The organism is Sediminibacterium soli (assembly GCF_009939225.1).
GTDB classification, from domain to species: Bacteria; Bacteroidota; Bacteroidia; order Chitinophagales; family Chitinophagaceae; genus Sediminibacterium; species Sediminibacterium soli.
Genome location: NZ_JAACJR010000008.1, coordinates 739,560 through 756,991, shown reverse-complemented (window position 1 = coordinate 756,991; position 17,432 = coordinate 739,560). Strand labels below are relative to the sequence as shown.

The following is a 17,432-nucleotide window of genomic DNA, read 5'->3' as shown; positions in this document are numbered from 1 at the left end:
GTTGTTTGCAACTGTAGCCAAAACGTACAGCTGCAGCCCGGGCCCGGATCCCCCGATTGCTAAAAACGCGTTATGTCAACCGCATACACCGGCATCAAACCCAGGCTTGGTTTCTGGCAGATATGGAACATGTGTTTTGGTTTTTTTGGTATCCAGTTCGGCTGGAGCCTGCAGATGGGCAATATGAGCGCCATCTATGAATACCTCGGCGCATCGCCTGAACAGATACCGGGGTTATGGCTTGCCGCTCCCATGACAGGATTGATCGTTCAGCCCATCATCGGCTATCTGAGCGATCGTACCTGGCACCCCAGGCTGGGCCGCCGCCGTCCTTTTTTCCTGATCGGTGCGGTATTGAGTTCGCTGGCATTGTTCGTTATGCCCAATGCTTCGGCTGTATGGATGGCGGCGGGCACGTTATGGATACTCGATTCCTGTATCAATATCAGCATGGAGCCGTTCCGCGCATTTGTGGCGGATAACCTCGACGAAAAACAGCGGCCTTTCGGTTTTGCGATGCAGAGCATGTTCATCGGCCTGGCTTCTTTTGTGGCCGGCTACCTTCCGCAGAAACTGGTGGAATGGTTTGGGGTGTCGAGAGACAAATCGGGTTCCGCTATTCCGCAGAACATCATGCTGTCGTTCTATATCGGCGGCGCCGTATTCCTGCTGGCGGTATTGTACACGGTGTTCAGAAGCAAGGAGTACCCGCCGGCAGATCCCGACTGGAAACAAAAGCTTGCGGCATCCAACAAAGGTTTTTCCGGGGGCGTGAAAGAGATTTTTTCGTCTATTGCCCATATGCCTTCGCAGATGAAACGGCTTGCCCTGGTGAATTTCCTGACCTGGCCGGGTCTGTTCCTGATGTGGTTCTACTACAGCACCGGTGTGGCCGCCGAGCTATTCCATGGCGATCCGCAAACCAGCGCCGAAGTGTATACAAAAGGTCTGGAATATGCCAACACCACATCGGCGATACTGAACCTGGTAACTTTCATCTTTTCTTTTGCCCTGCCTTCCCTGGTGGGTATGTTCGGAAAAAAAATAACGCATACGCTCTGCCTGCTGATCGGCGGTGTGGGTTTGCTGGCGGTAGATCATATCCAGGATCCGGCTTACCTGTATGTGGCCATGGGTATGGTGGGCATTGCCTGGGCATCGATCCTTTCCATGCCCTATTCCATGCTCGCCGGCAGTTTGCCCGAAAACAAGATCGGCATTTACATGGGCATCTTTAATTTCTTTATCGTATTACCCGAGATCATCGCTTCCCTGTTCTTTGGCAGCATCATGAAGCAGGTACTGCATAACGACAGGCTGCTGGCAGTGGCGGTGGGCGGCGGTTTACTTTGCCTGGCGGCAGTGGCCTGCCTGGTGTTTGTAAAGGAGCACAAAGCGCCGGAAGTATGATTTACGGAGCAGGCATGTGGAACAGAAGAACAAGGAGCAGGGAATAGAAGAACGGCGATCGGAGAAAAAACAGCAGCTTGAAAAAACCTTACCTGTCAGATCAAGTCCTGACTATTACATAGTACATTTAAAATCTTATCCGATCATCTGTTCCCTTCTTCCCCTGTTCCTTGCTCCTTGTTCTTCTGTTCCCTTATTCATTGCTCCCGTATGCTCACAGCGAGATGATCCACAATCTTTTCTCCGCTTCCTTTCCCCAGTCTTTCATTCCCTTTCTCAGTTCTGCATAGAGCTGTGCCCAGTTCAGTTTTTTACCTTTCTGCACCGGGTTCAGCTGCGTGGCGGTAGGTTCGGATAGTTCGAGTTTGGTGGCGAACCAGGTGGTGTACAACCGCGGCACCGCCAGTCCCAGGATCAGTCCGGGCAACCCGCCAAAGGTTTCGGGGCCGCTGCTTACCGGTATCTGGTCGGTATAAAAAGCCACCACGTATACGGAATCGCAGATCCTGGTCACCGCTTTCCTGCATTCAAAGCCGGCAATGGTGCGGGTTTCGTCGGTGATACGCCATTCCAGGTTGCGAAGGCTGTCTTTGATCACATAGGTGTTTTCGAAAACCTCTCTTTGGGTAGAGGTGTTACCGGTCTGCATATCCTGCAGCGTTACATCCGTTTCGGTAGGCTTGGTGCCCCACATGATGTATTTGTTATCGGAATTTTCCTTTGCGAGCTTATAGGCCGATTTATCCTGGTTGAAACGGAGCTCGTACACATCGGTCAGCGTTTTGGGGTAGGCTTTCAGCATCGTCTGCATCCACACATTGTTTTCGGCAGCGTCTTCCACCATCTTATGCTGGTTGATCTTTTTCTCGTACTCCACCCGACCCGATGTAACAAATTGTGTTTGTGCCGAAGCCGTAAGGGCCGTGGCCACCAGGGCTGTTAAAAATATCTTTTTCATTAGAAGCCTGCGTTTTGGGGTTTACCGTTCTTGTTGAAATTATATGCCAGCGAGAGCATGAAATAGCGTTGAATGGTCTGGTAGGTGGTTGCCGTCTGGAAATTGCTGTTCACACTGCGGCTTACACCCTGGTTCTGGTTAAGCAGGTCGTTGATATACAGTTTTACCTCCCATGCATCGCTTTTGGTGAACACCTTGCGAAGCGTTGGATTGATCGCCAGCACATTGGGCTGACCGGCAAAAGCCTGCGTTTTCTGGTAGAAATTGCCTTCCGCATTGAGGTCAACAAAAAACTTTGCTTTTTTGAAACGCAGCTGAACGTTTGCGTAGGTGCTGTACGACCAGTAACGCGTGGCAATATTCGACTGTATGGAAGAAATCGAGTTCACGTAGTTGGCATTGAAGTTCATCCAGAAATTGACAAATTTATCGGCCCAGTAGCCAGCGAACAGGCCAAGGTTGATATTGTTGTTTGTAGTGGTATTTTTTATGTTGTTCACATAGCTCACATACCTGTTCTTGCTCGGTCCCACATTAAAGTTCAGGTTAAGCGATGGTATTATTTCAAAGCCATACCCTGCAGATACATTCCAGCTATAGTTGCCGTCAATGTTAACAGACTGGTTCACCCGCCTGTTAAGGCTGTCAACCGTACTGGCATTGGAAATGGCATTGTCTGTTTTGGAATAGTTCATGTTGATCGACATGCTCCGGCTTTTCAGTACTTTAAAATCCGATGCCCTGAAACTGAAATTGTGCTGGAAAGCCTGTTTCAGACCTGCATTGCCGATGGTAATGTTCAGCGGGTCTGTGTTATCGATCAATGGCTGTATCTGCGCAAGCGTAGGGTTCTGCGTGGTGCCCGAGTAGTTGAAAGTAACCCTGCGCTGCATTTTGGGGGTGTAGTTAAAAGACAGGGCAGGTATGAAATTGTTGAACACCACTTCGCGGTCTGCGTTCTTGCGCACATCTTTCATATGGTAGGTGGAGGAGCCTATGCCCGAGCCCACCGAGAAGTTCACTTTCTTTACATTGTACCGGAAGTTAACGCTTCCCAGATGACTGGTTGTATTGAAGATAAAATGGTTGCTGAGCGAATCCACCAGCGTTGTGTATTTGCCCGTGCCGTCTTTGTTGAACGTGTTTCTTTCCGCATCGTTCCTGTTCAGGTTAAGCCGGTAATTCAATACCAGGAAAGTGTTCTTCCACAAAGGCTCGGTATAGGTTACCAGCGAATTGACGGTGCTGGCATCCTGCTTGTTCACTTTCAGCTGGTCAACCGCCTGGCTGCTGATCAAAGCCCCTGTTTTATCAAAGAAACTGTTCCTGGCCAGCAAAAAAGAGTTCTGCGTACGGTTGTTGAAATTGAGGTCGCTGTTCAATGAGATCGTACGCCCCGATTTTTTGAATTTCTTGCGCCAGTAGATGTTGTTGTTGAACGTGGTGTTGTCATCATCGCCATTCGTCGTTCTGTCGCTCTGGTTCACGATATTGCCGTTCTGGTCGATGGACTGTCCCTGGTATTTTGTTACCGAATAGCCCTTTACATCCGATGCACGCACCGTCAGCTTCAGCGAACTGGAAGAATCGATCTGCCATTCGTAAATGCTGGTAAGTTTGTGCCGTTTCTTATCGCTCACCTGGTCCTGCACGGTTTTGCTGTTGAAACTGTTGCTGCCCGGCAGCAGGTTGCGCATATCGGTGGTGGTAATGCCTTTTACGTTCAGGTTATTGTACTGGTAGGTATTGTTGCTGTTGTGTTTGTCCTGGTTCCATTTGTTGCTGAAATGCAGGCCGCCGGTATACGATGTGGGGAAACCGCGTCCCCAGCTGAAATCGTCTCCCTGCGAAAAGATCATGATACCGCCGTCGTCGTTGATCTGCGTGGTGGTATTGGCGTCACCGCCGTAGTTACGGCTCTCATCCCAGTTCAGCGATTCGAATTTGGTGTTGTCCGTAGTAAGGTAACCCGATATTTTTCTTTTTCCTTTAAAAGCATTCAGCAGCAGTTTGCCATAACGGTATTTATCGAAATCGGTACCGGCTTCCACTTTGCCGAAATAGCCTTTCTTTTTATCTTCTTTCAGCTGAAAATTGATGGTCTTGATCTTTTGTCCGTCGTCGATACCCGTAAAAGCAGCCTGGTCGCTTTTTTTATCGAAGGTCTGCACCTTGTCGATCGCATCGGCCCGCAGGTTCTTGGTAACCACGGCCGGGTCGTCGCTGAAGAATTCCTCGCCATCCACCAGCACTTTCTGCACTTTTTCTCCCTGTGCCGTTATTTCGCCCTTGCTGTTTACCTGTATGCCCGGAAGTTTCCGCAGCAGCTCCTGCGCGTCGGCATTGGGTCCAACATGAAAGCTGTCTGCCCGGTATTCGGTGGTATCGCCTTTTACCCGTATCGCCGATATCCGCTGTCGTACGATCACTTCCTGCAACAGGTTGGCCCTGGTGATCACCGGCAGGGTGCCGAAATCCCTGTCCTTGCCGGACTCCAGCGTAAAATTCTCCACGTAATCCGCATAGCTGGGATAGGAAACCAGCATGATGTAGTTGCCGGCCGCCAGGTTCTTCATGCCAAAAGCACCCTGCGCATCCGTGCGGGTGAACGTAACCAGGATGGAGTCTTTGGCGCGTAATACGGTAATGGTTGCTTTAGTAAGATTTTGTTTGTTGAGGGTGTCCCTGATAGTACCTTTAAGGGAACTTTGGGAGAATACACTTGAAAACGAAAGCAGACAGGCGCAGACGAAGAGCGCAGTAACGGGTTTTCTCATTTGTTGGGCAGTTGTTGGTTCTACTGATGCTATCCGGGGGCAAAATCCATAACAATTGTTTATAAAACTAAACATTTAGTTATAAATTACTGTTAAGAAATTTTTATTATTTGATAAATAACCGGTTATGCGATCGTCAAAAACAAATACAGGAGACAAGACTAAGCCAAAGGTTGGAACCGAACTACCGGAAAAATACGAAGACAGGTATTTTGTAGATAAGCGGCAACCGGTATGGAATTATTCCCTGTTTACAGACGAAGACATCCGCAATTTTCAGCAGGGAACGAATTACCGGATGTATGAATTACTGGGCAATAAGCAGCTTGCGGTATCGGATACCCCGGGCACTTATTTTGCGGTATGGGCGCCCAATGCCAGTTTTGTTTCGGTAACGGGTTATTTCAACGACTGGAACAAGGAATCGCATCCTTTGTTTGTACGGCAGGACCGTTCGGGTATCTGGGAAGGTTTTATACCGGGAATCGCCGAGGGAGAAGCATACAAATACCATATTCACGGGTTCAAAGGTATCAAGCTGGATAAAGGGGATCCCTATGCGCATTTCTGGGAGAAACGGCCCTATACCGCCTCCATCACCTGGCAAACCGGTTACCGGTGGCAGGATGACGAATGGATGCAAACCCGCAAAACACATAACGCGCTTTCCTCGCCCTGTTCTGTATACGAAGTGCACCTGGCCAGCTGGATGCGGCCCGACAGACACAACGAAGAACTGTACAACAGCTATACACAGCTTACGGAGCGGCTGGTTCCCTATGTAAAGGAAATGGGTTTTACCCATGTGGAGTTCATGCCCGTAATGGAACATCCCTTTGACGGAAGTTGGGGCTACCAAGGCACGGGTTATTTTGCACCCACGTCCCGTTTTGGATCGCCGCAGGAATTTGCGGCGATGGTGGATGCGCTGCACCAGGCAGGCATCGGTGTGATACTCGATTGGGTTCCCTCACATTTTCCTTACGATGCGCATGGCCTGTTCATGTTCGACGGAACGCATACCTACGAATACGCCGATATGCGCAAAGGCTATCACCCCGACTGGAACTCGTACATCTTCAATTACAAGAGAGGCGAAGTGAAATCGTTCCTGATCAGCAGCGCGCGTTTCTGGTGCGAACAGTTTCATATTGATGGGTTACGCGTGGATGCGGTGAGTTCGATGCTGCGGCTCGATTACAGCCGCAATACGGGCCAGTGGGAGCCGAACGAATACGGGGGCAATGGCAATCTCGAAGCCATCGCCTTTATCAAAGACCTCAACGAAACCCTGTACCGCGATTTTCCGGATATACAGACCATTGCAGAAGAAGCCACCGACTGGCCGGGCATCAGCAAACCCACTTTTGAAGGAGGACTGGGTTTTGGCATGAAATGGATGATGGGCTGGATGCATGATACACTCGATTATTTCAAGATGGACGCCTACTACCGGCAGTTTCACCAGGATAAATTCTCGTTCAGCATGATGTATTTCTACGATGAGAACTTTATGCTGCCGTTAAGCCATGACGAAGTGGTGCATGGCAAAAGTCCTATGCTATACAAGATGCCGGGCGATGAATGGCAGAAATTCGCCAATCTCCGTTCGCTGTACACCTATATGTTCACGCATCCGGGCGCCAAACTGCTGTTCATGGGCAACGAATTCGGCGCTACCAGTGAATGGAATTATAAAAGTGAACTTCAGTGGGACCTGCTGGGATTTGTGAGTCACGGCGGACTGAAACACTGCGTACAGAAGCTGAACGAACTGTACCGTTCGGAACCGGCTCTTTACGAAAAACAATTTGAACAGGATGGTTTTGAATGGATCGACCTTAACCACAGGAGCGAATCCGTGATCGTATATATGCGCAAGGGGAAGAAAGAAAAGGACAATGTGCTTGTGGTGCTCAACCTTACACCGGTTGTGCGCAACGACTGGGAAGTGCATGTGCATGGTAAACCCGAATGGAAAGAGATATTCAACAGCGATGACAAGGTATTCTGGGGAACAGGCGATGTGTTCAATCCTTTGATCGTTGCTACACGGGTGGAGAAGGGGGCTGAATGGTATAAATTGAAACTTCAACTCCCTGCACTGGGGGCGATTGTGCTTAAATAGCAGGGGCTTTTTTCAATAACCACTGACATTGCAAAATATTCATAAAGCACCCTATTTGCTAAATAAGGATGCTTTATGAAATATATCTTTTGATGCTAATATTAAGGCCGAACTATTATTGAATGAGATTCCTGCACGTCTTTGCCGAATATCTTAACAGTGTATAAGCCGGATTTGAGATTGATATTTGTAACGCTCATTTGTTTTGTTATTCCCATTCCAGTCCGTTCCAGAACAAGATTGCCCATGTTATCAAATACTTGTATCCGACGAATTGACAAATCTTTTGGCCTACGCCCAGGGGGAATCTTATTATTTCTTATTGACCTAATATTAACTGTAAAGGAGGATTGGATTGGATTAGGCGCGATACTATAATACATTACTTCCCCTTCATAGTAGAAGTACATCGGGTCATTGCGAGTACCGCATGTGTTAGTGGTATGCATGCTAAAACCTATCCAGTCGTATAGGTTGAGTGGGGAATTCCAAGATATATATCCAAAAGTTGCAGGGTGCGAAGTGTAGTAACTTGCATTGGAACTACTACCTATGAACTCCCATATATACGAGTTGTAACCAGATGACTCCAGTGTTATATATAACGATGGAACGGTCACATAAGTTGCGCTTCCTCCAAGAGGTTGTATATTATAAATGTTGCTCTCATACCATGAAGCATTTCCATAAAGTTCTGGAACACCGAATGTTACAGATTTCTGCGAATATTGAATTACTCCATCGCAATTGGTGATCGTAGCGTTCAGAGTTACACTTCCATCGGCAATCTTTGTTAAAGTTGCTTGATTTCCACTTGACGAAATGGAACATATTGACTGTAAGGGCAAGTAAACACCGTTTTATTTAACTGGGCGAAAGTCGACGTTAATATGAAGAATAATGACCCTAATAAGCAGATTTTTTTCATAGAATGATAATTTGGATAAACCCTAATAATTACGGATACAAAAATGGACAACTCATTAGATATCAGACGTATCTTCTGAGCCTGGATACAGTATTTAGGCTTAATTAGCCTTATATGAGCGGTAGATACTCATACTTATTGGATGTAACAATTTTTATTAAAACAAAAAACTGTTTTGTAACCTTTACAGATGCTGATCCGTTATACCTCAAACATCTCTTATGAAACAAATCATTGCCTGCCTGTTTATTACCCTATTTGCAGCGGCATCATTAAAGGCCCAGGAAACAGAATACGGCGATAATGTAGAAAAGCGAAGTATCGCTGATTTTTCCGCAATCGAAGCATCGGCAGGTATACAGGTGATCATCAGTAAGGGCGATAAAGAAGAGTTAACAGTAACTGCCAACAACAAAGACTATCTCAACGAAGTAAAAACTGTTGTGCAGGGGGGTGTATTGAAAATATATAGGAGCAACGACTGGAAACTCTGGCGCCAATGGAAGAACTGGAAGATCAAAGTATATGTGTCCTACACAAAACTTGCAGCAGTCAAAGCCAACAGCGGAGCATCGATCAATGGAAAAGATGTTAAGCTGGAAACACTGAGTGCAAAACTCAATAGCGGCGGAAGCATCCGTTTATCCGGTTCGGTGCAAAATCTTGATGTAGATGGCGATAGCGGCGCCCAGTTTCATGGGTATGAACTTCTTTCCAGTGTTTGTAAAGCAGAAGCAGGTAGCGGTGCAGGCATCCAGGTAAATGTGTCCAAAGAAATATCAGCCAAAGCCAACAGCGGCGGCTTTGTACGTTTCAAAGGCGAAGGACTGATCCGCGACATCAATGTAAACAGCGGTGGCTCGGTGAAAAGAGGGTCGTGAGACGTCAGTCGTGAGTTATCGTGAGTTGACGTGAGTAATAATTTCGAGGCAGCCCGTCACATTCGATATTCGATATTCCTTGTTCCTCTGTTCAATTGTTCCTTGCTCCTTGCTCCTCTGTTCTTCCAGCCGGCTCAGCAAAGAAGGTCGTGAAGCGACGTCAGTCGCGAGTTATCGTGAGTAATAATTTCGAGGCAGCCCACCTCATTCGATATTCGCTATTCCTTGTTCCTCTGTTCCTCTGTTCCTTGCTCCTCTGTTCCCAATATCCCCATCTTATCCACCGCCGGGGGGTGGTAACAATTCGCTAACAGCAGGGTGGCATGTTTTTGTTGTCTATATACGTAATTGCTAACGATTAAAATGGACATAGTATGAAAACGACATCCTACCAGTTGCTGGTGAATGCCGCCGGACAATTGATGCAGCAGCACGCATTTGATCATTTATCGGACGAGAAATTGTCAAGGATGCACAGCTGTCTGCGTCGCATCGGAGAATCGGCAGGCAAACCGGAAGCAGCCGTTGAAACAGAATTCCTGAGTCTTTGCGGAGAAGCCAACCTGTTTGTTGAGACCGCCACACCGCAGTCTTTGCAGCAATGGGTCACGGCTATGAGTTGTTTTGGCCGCTTGCCGGAATCGGTTTCTGAAGAGGCAGAATAATTCGGAACGTGCTGCCTTTGCCGGGTTCGCTCCATTTCACAAAGAGTTTTCCTTTGTGATACTGCTCAATTATCCGTTTACTGAGAGAAAGCCCCAATCCCCATCCCCGTTTCTTGGTTGTGAAACCGGGGCGGAAGACATCTTTCACATGTATTTTGGCAATACCTTTTCCGGTATCGGTTACATCGATCAGCAGGTAGCCTTCCTGTATGCCGGAATGGATACTGATGGTACCGTTGCCTTCAATTGCATCCAGTGCATTCTTGATCAGGTTTTCGAGCACCCAGTCGAACAGGGTGGGAGATAGCTGCACCTGTATCTCTTCTATCTGCGAATTGTCCAGCGCAAACGCCACATGGCCCCCGGTTCTTTTCTTCATGTAATCCACCATATGTTCGATCTGTTCGGCGGGCTTTTTCAAAACAAACTGCGGCTCGCTGCCGATCTTGCCAAAACGGTCGGTTACCAGCAATAACCTGTCCACATCCTTGGCTATTTCCGGTACGATCCGCTCGTTGTTTTTTTCTTCTTTCAGTATCTCCAGCCATCCCTGTAAACTCGATACCGGTGTGCCCAGCTGGTGCGCGGTTTCCTTGGCCATGGAGGCCCAGAGCTGGTTTTGCGCACTGCGGTACGAGGTCTGCAAAGCCGTAATGGCTATCATAATAAACAACGCCACGATGATCAGTTGTATGATGGGGTACAGCCTGATCTCTTTCAGCAGCTTGCTTTCGCCGTAATAGTACCGGTTGGCGGTAAAGGGACTGTCTTTCAGCACCACGGTGATCGGCCGGTTGTTGTAGGCCTTGAATTCGAGCAGTTTGGTATGGAGGTATTGTTTGTCTGCATTTACCCTTGCCGTGTCAAGGTTGAGGTAATTACCCGTGATACTGTCCCGCTCATTGGTTTCGATGATCGGTATCTCGCTGTTCTCGGTGGATATCTTGCTGGCCAGATTGATGCTTGCACTGTCGGAGGAGTTCAGGATCGTTCGCTGTGCTTCCACCCAGGCTTCCACATTCTTCCGTTCTTCCCTGGCGATCTTGCCGGCCAGATACTGTGAGTAAATAATAGTGCCGCTTACCAGTAAAATGGCAATGCAGACAAGCACCAGTTTCCAGTTAAACCAGGAAGGTATCATACAACTAAAATAGCCAACTTTTGCCGTTTGAGGGGTTGATTGGATGACAATAAAAAAGCAGCTTCTTTGGAAGCTGCCTTTGATCATAGGGTATTGAAATCTAACTGAACCAGCCGCCCTTTTTGAGGGTCTTAATTCCCTGGCCTATCTTGAATCCGTTATTGTATATCTCGATTTTGTAATCGCCCTGGAGGTATTTGTCTGACTGACGAATATCGTAGCTCACCGGAATATTCTTACCCTGCTCGTAATTAACACTCACTTTGCTGGTATAGGGTTTGGTGCCTTCTTCACGCGCGGTGAAAGTGGACCCTTCGCTGATCACTTTGCCGTCGGGAGCGGTAACGATCACGTACAGATCTTTGGTGCCGCTGGGTGTGATCTTGTTTTCGTCCAGGTTAAAAGATACCCGCATCAGATCGGCCCTTTTGGCTGTATTGGTTACTTTTTCCTTGCCACTGCTGGTCAGGTTAACCGCAGCGATACCGATATTGGAAGCGTGCAGCGTAGACGCTACATCCACTTTGTCTTCCAGCACTTTCTTTTCGGTGCGTGTTGAGCTCAGGTTATCTTCCAGGCTTTGTTTATCGGCGGTCAGCTGCGTTTTTTCGGTATTGAGCTGCTGGTTGGATACGGTTAACTGCTGGTTCTCGCCCTGCAGTTTCTGCACTTCCGCCAGCAGACCGTCCACTTTTCCGTTCAGCTCACCGATCATTTGTTTGGCCTGTGCCAGTTCGCCTTCGCTTGCATTTTTCTTTTTCAGGATGCTGGCGATATTGCCTTTCAGTTTCTGGATGGAATTGTTCTTGTCCCCCAGATCGCCCTGCAGCTGGATATTTGACTGCGTAAGCGAATCCGCTTTGGAAGAAACGATCAGGAATTCCTGCTGGATAGCGTTTCTGGCACTGTCGATATTGGTGATACGGGTTTCGAGCTGCGTTACGGCTTCCTTGTTTTTGCTTTTGTCAAAAATAATGTAGCCCCATGTGCCTACCAGGGCGGCTATGAGAATGCCGTATATTAGTTTACGATTGTCTTTGGGCTGCTGATAACCCGGTGTGGAACCAGATCCGGCTGAAGGAGTATAACTCATTTGTAAAAGGGGTTTTTATTGGTTGATATTAATTCAAAAATATATGCTACTCTCAGATCTTTTATTACTGGATATTGAAACAGTTCCACAATCTGCCTCTTATGATCAGCTTGAACCGGCCTGGCAACTACTTTTTTGCGAGAAAATATCGAAAACCGTGCCAGAACCCTATGATCCGGCGGAAAAATACAGGGAAAAAGCAGGGATACTGGCCGAATTCGGCAGGATCGTCTGTATTTCCGCCGCATTTTTTCATACCGATGAATCCGGCGCCACCACCCTCCGGCTGCACAGTTTCAGCGGGGATGATGAGGTAGAAATACTACGTAATTTCGCTGATTTATGTGAAAGGATCGACCAGCTGCGCCCGCAATTCCAGTTTGCGGGGCATAATATCCGGGAATTCGATATACCCTATATCTGCCGCAGGCTGCTGATCAACCGCCTGCCCCTGCCGGCCTGCCTGCAGTTGCACGACAGAAAACCCTGGGAAGTAAAGATGTTCGACACGCTGAATTGGTGGAAATTCGGCGATCATAAGAACTATATATCCCTTCATTTACTGGCAAGTGTACTGGGTATTCCTACCTCCAAAACCGATATGGACGGCAGCAGGGTGCAGGAAGTGTATTACCGGGAAAAGAATGTACCCCGTATCGTGGATTACTGCCAGAAAGATGTGGTGGTGACGGCAAACATCGTATTGCGGTTCCTTTCCATGCCAATGCTCACGGCGGAGCAGGTGGTGGTCATTTAAAGTATGTTCAAAACTTTAGCGGTTTATTTTTTATCATTCGTATACCGGAAAGCATCTTTGCAACCATGTCGGCCGAAAAGATCATAGCGGAATGGAAAAAAGGCGTGTTCAAACCCGTTTACTGGTTAGAAGGCGAGGAAAGCTTTTTTATTGACCAGGTGGTCAATTATGCCGAACACAAAATACTCAACGAGTCGGAAGCAGGTTTTAACCTGTCTGTCTTTTACGGAAAGGACGCGGAATGGTCTGCCGTGGTAAATGCCTGTATGCGCTATCCTATGTTCGCAGAAAGACAGGTGGTACTGCTGAAAGAAGCACAGCAGATGCGCGATATCGAAAAACTGGAAGCGTATATCGATCACCCGCTGGCTTCCACCGTATTCGTGGTCAGCTACAAGGAAAAGAAAGTGGATGGCCGCTCCAAACTCGCGAAATTGCTGAAGCAAAAAGGGGAACTGCTCACCACCAAAAAAATGTACGAGAGCCAGTTGCCGGAATGGGCATCGAATATGATACAGCAGCATGGACTTGCCATTTCGCAGAAAGCGCTGTTCCTGCTGGTGGATCATATTGGCAACGACCTGGGTCGCATGCAGAACGAGGTTGAAAAACTGGCGGTAAACCTTGGCGCACGGAAAAACATCACCGAAGACGATATCGAAAATTATATCGGGGTAAGCAAGGAGTTCAACGTATTCGAGCTGCAGTCGGCAATTGCGCAGAAAGACCTGTCCAAAGCCATCCGTATCATCCAGTATTTTGAAGCCAATCCCAAAGCGGCGCCTATCCAGCTGATCCTGCCCGCCCTCTATAATTTTTTCAGCAAAGTATTTATGATACATGGTTTGCCCGCTCCTGATGAAAAAACGGTGGCCTCGGCGCTGGGTGTCAATCCCTATTTTGTAAAGGATTATTTATCAACTGCACGCAAATACGATTCTGCCGGCGTGGAAAAAGTATTGCTGCTGCTGCACCATTATAACCTCAGGAGCATTGGCGTGCACGACGGGGGCACTTCGGATGCGGGGCTGATGAAGGAGATGGTGGTGAAGATAATGGCGTGACCCTACCCGTTAACCAAACCCGCATGGTGTTGCCAGAGTGCATGGTATTCCCCCCCGGTTGCCAGCAGTTTTTCGTGATCCCCTTCTTCGATCAGCTTTCCCTGTTTTAGCACCAGAATGGTATCGCAGTTACGGATGGTACTCAGCCGGTGAGCGATCACGATAATGGTTTTGCCGGATGAGGCGAACCAGCGAAGCGTTTCCTGCACTTTCTGCTCACTGAAAGGGTCCAGCGAGGAAGTGGCTTCATCCAGGATCAGTATCTCCGGGTTGCGGTACAAAGCGCGTGCAATGGCAATTCTCTGTCTTTGGCCGCCGGAGAGGTTTACGCCCTGTTCGTGCAGCAAGGTATGGTAACCCGCCGGGAGATCATTGGCAAAATCATCAATACCCAGCAGCCGCGCCAGTTGCAGTATGCGACTCATATCCATCTGTTCGTCGCCGATGGCGATATTTTCGGCAATACTGCCGCTGAATAATTCAATGTGCTGCGGTACCACCGATACCAGTTTGCGCAGGCTTTGTTTATCGATGTACCGTATATCGGCATCGCCGATGCGGATATGCCCTTTCTGCAAGGGATACAGGTTCTGCAGCAGGGAGAGCAGCGTGGACTTTCCGCTGCCGCTTTCTCCCACGATGGCGGTGGCCTTTCCTTTTTGAATGGTTGCCGTGAAATTCTCAAAAACATTTGTGCGGCTTCCATACCGGAAGCATACCGCCGAAAAATGAATATCGCCTACCAGGCCGGCACTGAGCACCAGCTGGGCGGCAGGTGATGCTTCCGTTTCCAGGTCGATGATCTCAAACAGCCTGTCTGCGGCGATCAGCGCTTCCTGTATGTTTTTATTGGCCGATAGCAGGGAACCCAGCGGCGCGGTGAGGTAACCCAGCAGTGCATAGAAGGAAAGCAGCTCACCGGGACTCAGTTCACGGCTGATCACAAAATAACTCCCGGCCCAGAGCAAAAGGATCGTGAACAGCCTGGTGCAGAACTCGGTGGATGTGTTCAGGTAAATTCCTTTTGTGCTGCTTTGCCGGATGCGGTCTAAAAGATCCGCGAACTTTTTCTCTGTACGTGTGCCGGCATACTGTTCCAGGCCAAAACGTTTGATGGTTCCCGCAGCCGTCAGGCTTTCCACAAACTGGGTTTCCAGTTCCGCACTGCTTTCCATCAGCATACGCTGCCATTTTTTGTGGATGCGGTTGCCGATAAAATAAATAAGGCTATACAACGGAACGATCAGTAAGGTAAGTGCCGCCAGTTTCCAGTAATACAGAAACATACAGGCGGCGGAGAAAACGATCATCAGGCAGTTCACGATCATGTTCAGTGCCGTATCGTTGATAAACTCCCTGATCTTTACCGCGTCGTTCACCCTGCTGATGATCTCGCCTACACGCATGGTATCGAAAAAACGCTGCGGCAGCTGCAGCAGGTGTTTGTAATAGCCGAGGATCAGCTTTGCGTCGATGCTTTGACCGGTCTGCAGCCCCAGCAGGGTTTTGAAAACCCCTATGTACAGCTGCACTCCCAGCAGCAGCAGCATGAGTGCGCTTAACAGGTTGAGCAGTCTTGTATTGCCGTCTGTCAGCACAAAATCAATGATCTTTTGCAGGTACAGCGATGTACTCAGTCCGAGCAGGGTATATACAACGGCCCCGGTCAATGCCTGCAGAAGAATACCCGAATGCGGTTTAACCAGTTGCCAGAAACGCAGGGCATTGGACTGCACCTGGTTGCCCTCGGTAAAATCCTCGCCGGGAATGCATAGCAGGATTACGCCCGTCCATTCTTTATTGAACCGTTCTGTTGTTTTTCGATGAAGCTTTCCGTCGGCGGGGTCCATGATGCAAAGTTTTTTTCCCCGAACGCGGTAGATCACCACATAGTGATGCAACTGGTTGGGAAGCACCACATGCGCTATGGCCGGCAGGGGTATCTTCTGCAGGCTTTCCGCAGGTCCTTTGGCCGCTTTTGCGCGTAACCCGATTTTTTCTGCCGCCTGCAGCATGCCCAGTACATTGGTTCCCTGCTGGTCTGTGCCGGCATGTTGCCTGATACGGCTTACCGGTACACGCAAACGGTAATAGGCCGCCACGGAACACAGACAGGCTGCGCCGCAGTCGGTAATGTCTCTTTGTTTTATCTGGGTGGGTCTTCTCAAGTGTTTTTTCTCTTGAATACAGGGGCGGAAGGATTTAACCAGTCGTCGATTTTATCGAACAGTAACTGCCAGAGGCTTCTTCGTGCAACGAGAAAGGCCGCCTGAAAATTCAGCCCTTTTTTCAGTCGCCCGCTGAACCCGTTCTTTAGCCCTAACTGCAGGCTGTCAAAACTGCATTGCACCCTGAAAAAAGGCTGGTTGTCAACCGGCGTATAGTCGTTATCGATCTGCATGATGGCGCCGGTAAGCGAGCCGAAATAAGTATGGTTAAATGCCTCCACCTGGTAACGGGCGGGCTGACCGATTTGTAAAAGCCCCACATCTTTTGCTGCAACCAGGCATTCCCCGATCAGTGTTTCTTCGGGCGAAATATGGCAGACAGGGTCGCCGGTTTGTATCAGTCCTCCCGAATAACGTGTATGCACGCCCTGCACGATACCCGCCACCGGTGCCCTGACCAGGTATTGGTCTGCCTGGATATGAATATCCCTGTTTTGTTCGCGGAGCCGCGAGAGATCCGCCCGGTAGCGCGCCAGCTCCTGTTGCCAGGTACTGAGCCTTGCGCCCAGCTGAACACGGAGGGAAGCCAGTATTTTGTCGCGGTTGTTCTCCGTATCAAAAAATTCCTTGGATGAGATCACCCTGTCTTTGTACAGGCTGCTGTTGATGGTTACCTCTTTTTCGGCCCGTAACAGCTGTAACTGGAGTTCGTTCTGCTGCTGTAAAAAATGGTTAAGCTGTTCCGTGTACACTGCCGAGCGAAGTACGGGCAACAGGGATTCCTGCAACGGGCGGGTGGTGAGTGCGGAAAGGTCCTGGATAAAAGCCCGGTACTGGTCTATCTCGGTGCCGGTTTGCAGCAGCCTGTTGCCCGATGCCAGGTCCCTGATCCGGAGGATGAGCTGGTTTTTTTCAACAAACTGTCCTTCTCTGACAAATACCGAATCGATGATGCCGCTTGCGGCGGCCTTTGTTTCGGTGCGTTCATGACCGGGCCGGGTTATACCCCCTGCTTTGATGGAAATATCCGTATAGATAAATGGCAATGCCAACAAGGCGGAAAACACGATCACCAGCAGCACCAGATATGCATTTCCCGCGGCCCTTGGGGGCCTGAGCTGGCTGAAATAGCTGATATCGTCGAATGAAGGCAGCATGGATAGGCAATAGGTTACCTGCCGGCGCCGATGCGGTACCGGAAGTTGCTGAAGAAAGCCTGGGTTTATTTGCGGAGAAACAGGTCCTTGATGGCCTGCCAGTTATGCTCCAGCAGAAAACCCACCAGCACGCCGCCCAGGAAACCAAGTATGGTCGGGATGTGTTTTTTCATACGATGTTGTTGTGACTGAACGATCTGGTCCCGGGTTAGTGCGTAAGGAAAAAATCCTTTATCGACTGCCGGTTGCTGACAAGCAGGTCTACCAGCAAAACGCCGCAGATGCCACCCAGGAGGTACGAGATT

General features: G+C 48.9%; 13 protein-coding genes. 6 read left to right on the top strand and 7 right to left on the bottom strand.

Going from position 1 to position 17,432, the window contains the following annotated elements:
• Positions 1–72: 72 nt before the first annotated feature.
• Entirely contained in the window at positions 73–1,410 is a 1,338-nt protein-coding gene (locus GWC94_RS10430; RefSeq protein ID WP_161834971.1) for an MFS transporter, read from the top strand.
• Positions 1,411–1,624: 214 nt separating this feature from the next.
• Here GWC94_RS10430 and GWC94_RS10425 read toward each other — a convergent pair whose 3' ends face one another.
• Positions 1,625–2,368 (bottom strand): GLPGLI family protein, encoded by a 744-nt coding sequence (locus tag GWC94_RS10425; RefSeq protein ID WP_161834970.1) that lies wholly within the window; start codon positions 2,366–2,368, stop codon positions 1,625–1,627.
• Positions 2,368–5,145 carry an outer membrane beta-barrel protein gene (locus GWC94_RS10420; protein WP_161834969.1) on the bottom strand — a complete coding sequence of 926 codons (2,778 nt, stop codon included), beginning with the start codon at positions 5,143–5,145 and terminating at the stop codon, positions 2,368–2,370. Before GWC94_RS10420 ends, GWC94_RS10425 begins: the two co-directional genes overlap by 1 nt.
• Before the next feature lie 127 nt (positions 5,146–5,272).
• Between GWC94_RS10420 and glgB the strand changes: the two genes are divergently transcribed.
• The gene (glgB, locus tag GWC94_RS10415; RefSeq protein ID WP_161834968.1) at positions 5,273–7,273 is read left to right on the top strand and encodes a 1,4-alpha-glucan branching protein GlgB; all 2,001 of its coding nucleotides are present in this window, start codon (positions 5,273–5,275) and stop codon (positions 7,271–7,273) included.
• Positions 7,274–7,374: 101 nt separating this feature from the next.
• Here the strand turns inward: glgB and GWC94_RS17120 are convergent, their stop codons facing one another.
• Positions 7,375–7,656, bottom strand: coding sequence for a T9SS type A sorting domain-containing protein (locus tag GWC94_RS17120; protein ID WP_394367115.1), 282 nt, complete (start codon positions 7,654–7,656; stop codon positions 7,375–7,377).
• A gap of 766 nt (positions 7,657–8,422) precedes the next feature.
• Here GWC94_RS17120 and GWC94_RS10405 point away from each other — a divergent pair.
• Both GWC94_RS10405 and GWC94_RS10400 read left to right on the top strand, forming a co-directional pair.
• Positions 8,423–9,082: a head GIN domain-containing protein gene (locus GWC94_RS10405; protein WP_161834966.1), complete on the top strand. Its 660-nt coding sequence runs from the start codon at positions 8,423–8,425 to the stop codon at positions 9,080–9,082.
• A gap of 374 nt (positions 9,083–9,456) precedes the next feature.
• Complete coding sequence (locus tag GWC94_RS10400; protein WP_161834965.1) at positions 9,457–9,747, top strand: hypothetical protein; 291 nt, start codon at positions 9,457–9,459, stop codon at positions 9,745–9,747.
• Here GWC94_RS10400 and GWC94_RS10395 read toward each other — a convergent pair.
• Positions 9,695–10,888, bottom strand: a complete 1,194-nt coding sequence (locus tag GWC94_RS10395) for a sensor histidine kinase (protein ID WP_161834964.1) — start codon at positions 10,886–10,888, stop codon at positions 9,695–9,697. The two genes, GWC94_RS10400 and GWC94_RS10395, sit on opposite strands and share 53 nt — an antisense overlap.
• Before the next feature lie 100 nt (positions 10,889–10,988).
• Positions 10,989–11,981 (bottom strand): hypothetical protein, encoded by a 993-nt coding sequence (locus GWC94_RS10390; RefSeq protein ID WP_161834963.1) that lies wholly within the window; start codon positions 11,979–11,981, stop codon positions 10,989–10,991.
• A 157-nt stretch (positions 11,982–12,138) separates the two neighbouring features.
• Here GWC94_RS10390 and GWC94_RS10385 point away from each other — a divergent pair, with 157 nt between their 5' ends.
• Positions 12,139–12,738 carry a ribonuclease H-like domain-containing protein gene (locus GWC94_RS10385; RefSeq protein ID WP_317163462.1) on the top strand — a complete coding sequence of 200 codons (600 nt, stop codon included), beginning with the start codon at positions 12,139–12,141 and terminating at the stop codon, positions 12,736–12,738.
• A 65-nt stretch (positions 12,739–12,803) separates the two neighbouring features.
• Positions 12,804–13,802: a DNA polymerase III subunit delta gene (gene holA / locus GWC94_RS10380; RefSeq protein WP_161834961.1), complete on the top strand. Its 999-nt coding sequence runs from the start codon at positions 12,804–12,806 to the stop codon at positions 13,800–13,802.
• Positions 13,803–13,804: 2 nt separating this feature from the next.
• Here holA and GWC94_RS10375 read toward each other — a convergent pair whose 3' ends face one another.
• Positions 13,805–15,970, bottom strand: coding sequence for a peptidase domain-containing ABC transporter (locus GWC94_RS10375; RefSeq protein ID WP_161834960.1), 2,166 nt, complete (start codon positions 15,968–15,970; stop codon positions 13,805–13,807).
• A complete protein-coding gene (locus GWC94_RS10370; protein WP_161834959.1) occupies positions 15,967–17,127 on the bottom strand; it encodes an HlyD family secretion protein in 1,161 nt (386 codons plus the stop codon). Before GWC94_RS10370 ends, GWC94_RS10375 begins: the two co-directional genes overlap by 4 nt.
• Positions 17,128–17,432 lie beyond the last annotated feature (305 nt).

Coding starts and splice junctions, on each gene's coding strand:
- GWC94_RS10405 (WP_161834966.1), top strand. CDS start 8,423: ATGAAACAAATCATTGCCTGCCTGTTTATTACCCTATTTGCAGCGGCA.
- GWC94_RS17120 (WP_394367115.1), bottom strand. CDS start 7,656: ATGTATTATAGTATCGCGCCTAATCCAATCCAATCCTCCTTTACAGTT.
- GWC94_RS10370 (WP_161834959.1), bottom strand. CDS start 17,127: ATGCTGCCTTCATTCGACGATATCAGCTATTTCAGCCAGCTCAGGCCC.
- GWC94_RS10425 (WP_161834970.1), bottom strand. CDS start 2,368: ATGAAAAAGATATTTTTAACAGCCCTGGTGGCCACGGCCCTTACGGCT.
- GWC94_RS10400 (WP_161834965.1), top strand. CDS start 9,457: ATGAAAACGACATCCTACCAGTTGCTGGTGAATGCCGCCGGACAATTG.
- GWC94_RS10390 (WP_161834963.1), bottom strand. CDS start 11,981: ATGAGTTATACTCCTTCAGCCGGATCTGGTTCCACACCGGGTTATCAG.
- GWC94_RS10395 (WP_161834964.1), bottom strand. CDS start 10,888: ATGATACCTTCCTGGTTTAACTGGAAACTGGTGCTTGTCTGCATTGCC.
- GWC94_RS10420 (WP_161834969.1), bottom strand. CDS start 5,145: ATGAGAAAACCCGTTACTGCGCTCTTCGTCTGCGCCTGTCTGCTTTCG.
- glgB (WP_161834968.1), top strand. CDS start 5,273: ATGCGATCGTCAAAAACAAATACAGGAGACAAGACTAAGCCAAAGGTT.
- holA (WP_161834961.1), top strand. CDS start 12,804: ATGTCGGCCGAAAAGATCATAGCGGAATGGAAAAAAGGCGTGTTCAAA.
- GWC94_RS10430 (WP_161834971.1), top strand. CDS start 73: ATGTCAACCGCATACACCGGCATCAAACCCAGGCTTGGTTTCTGGCAG.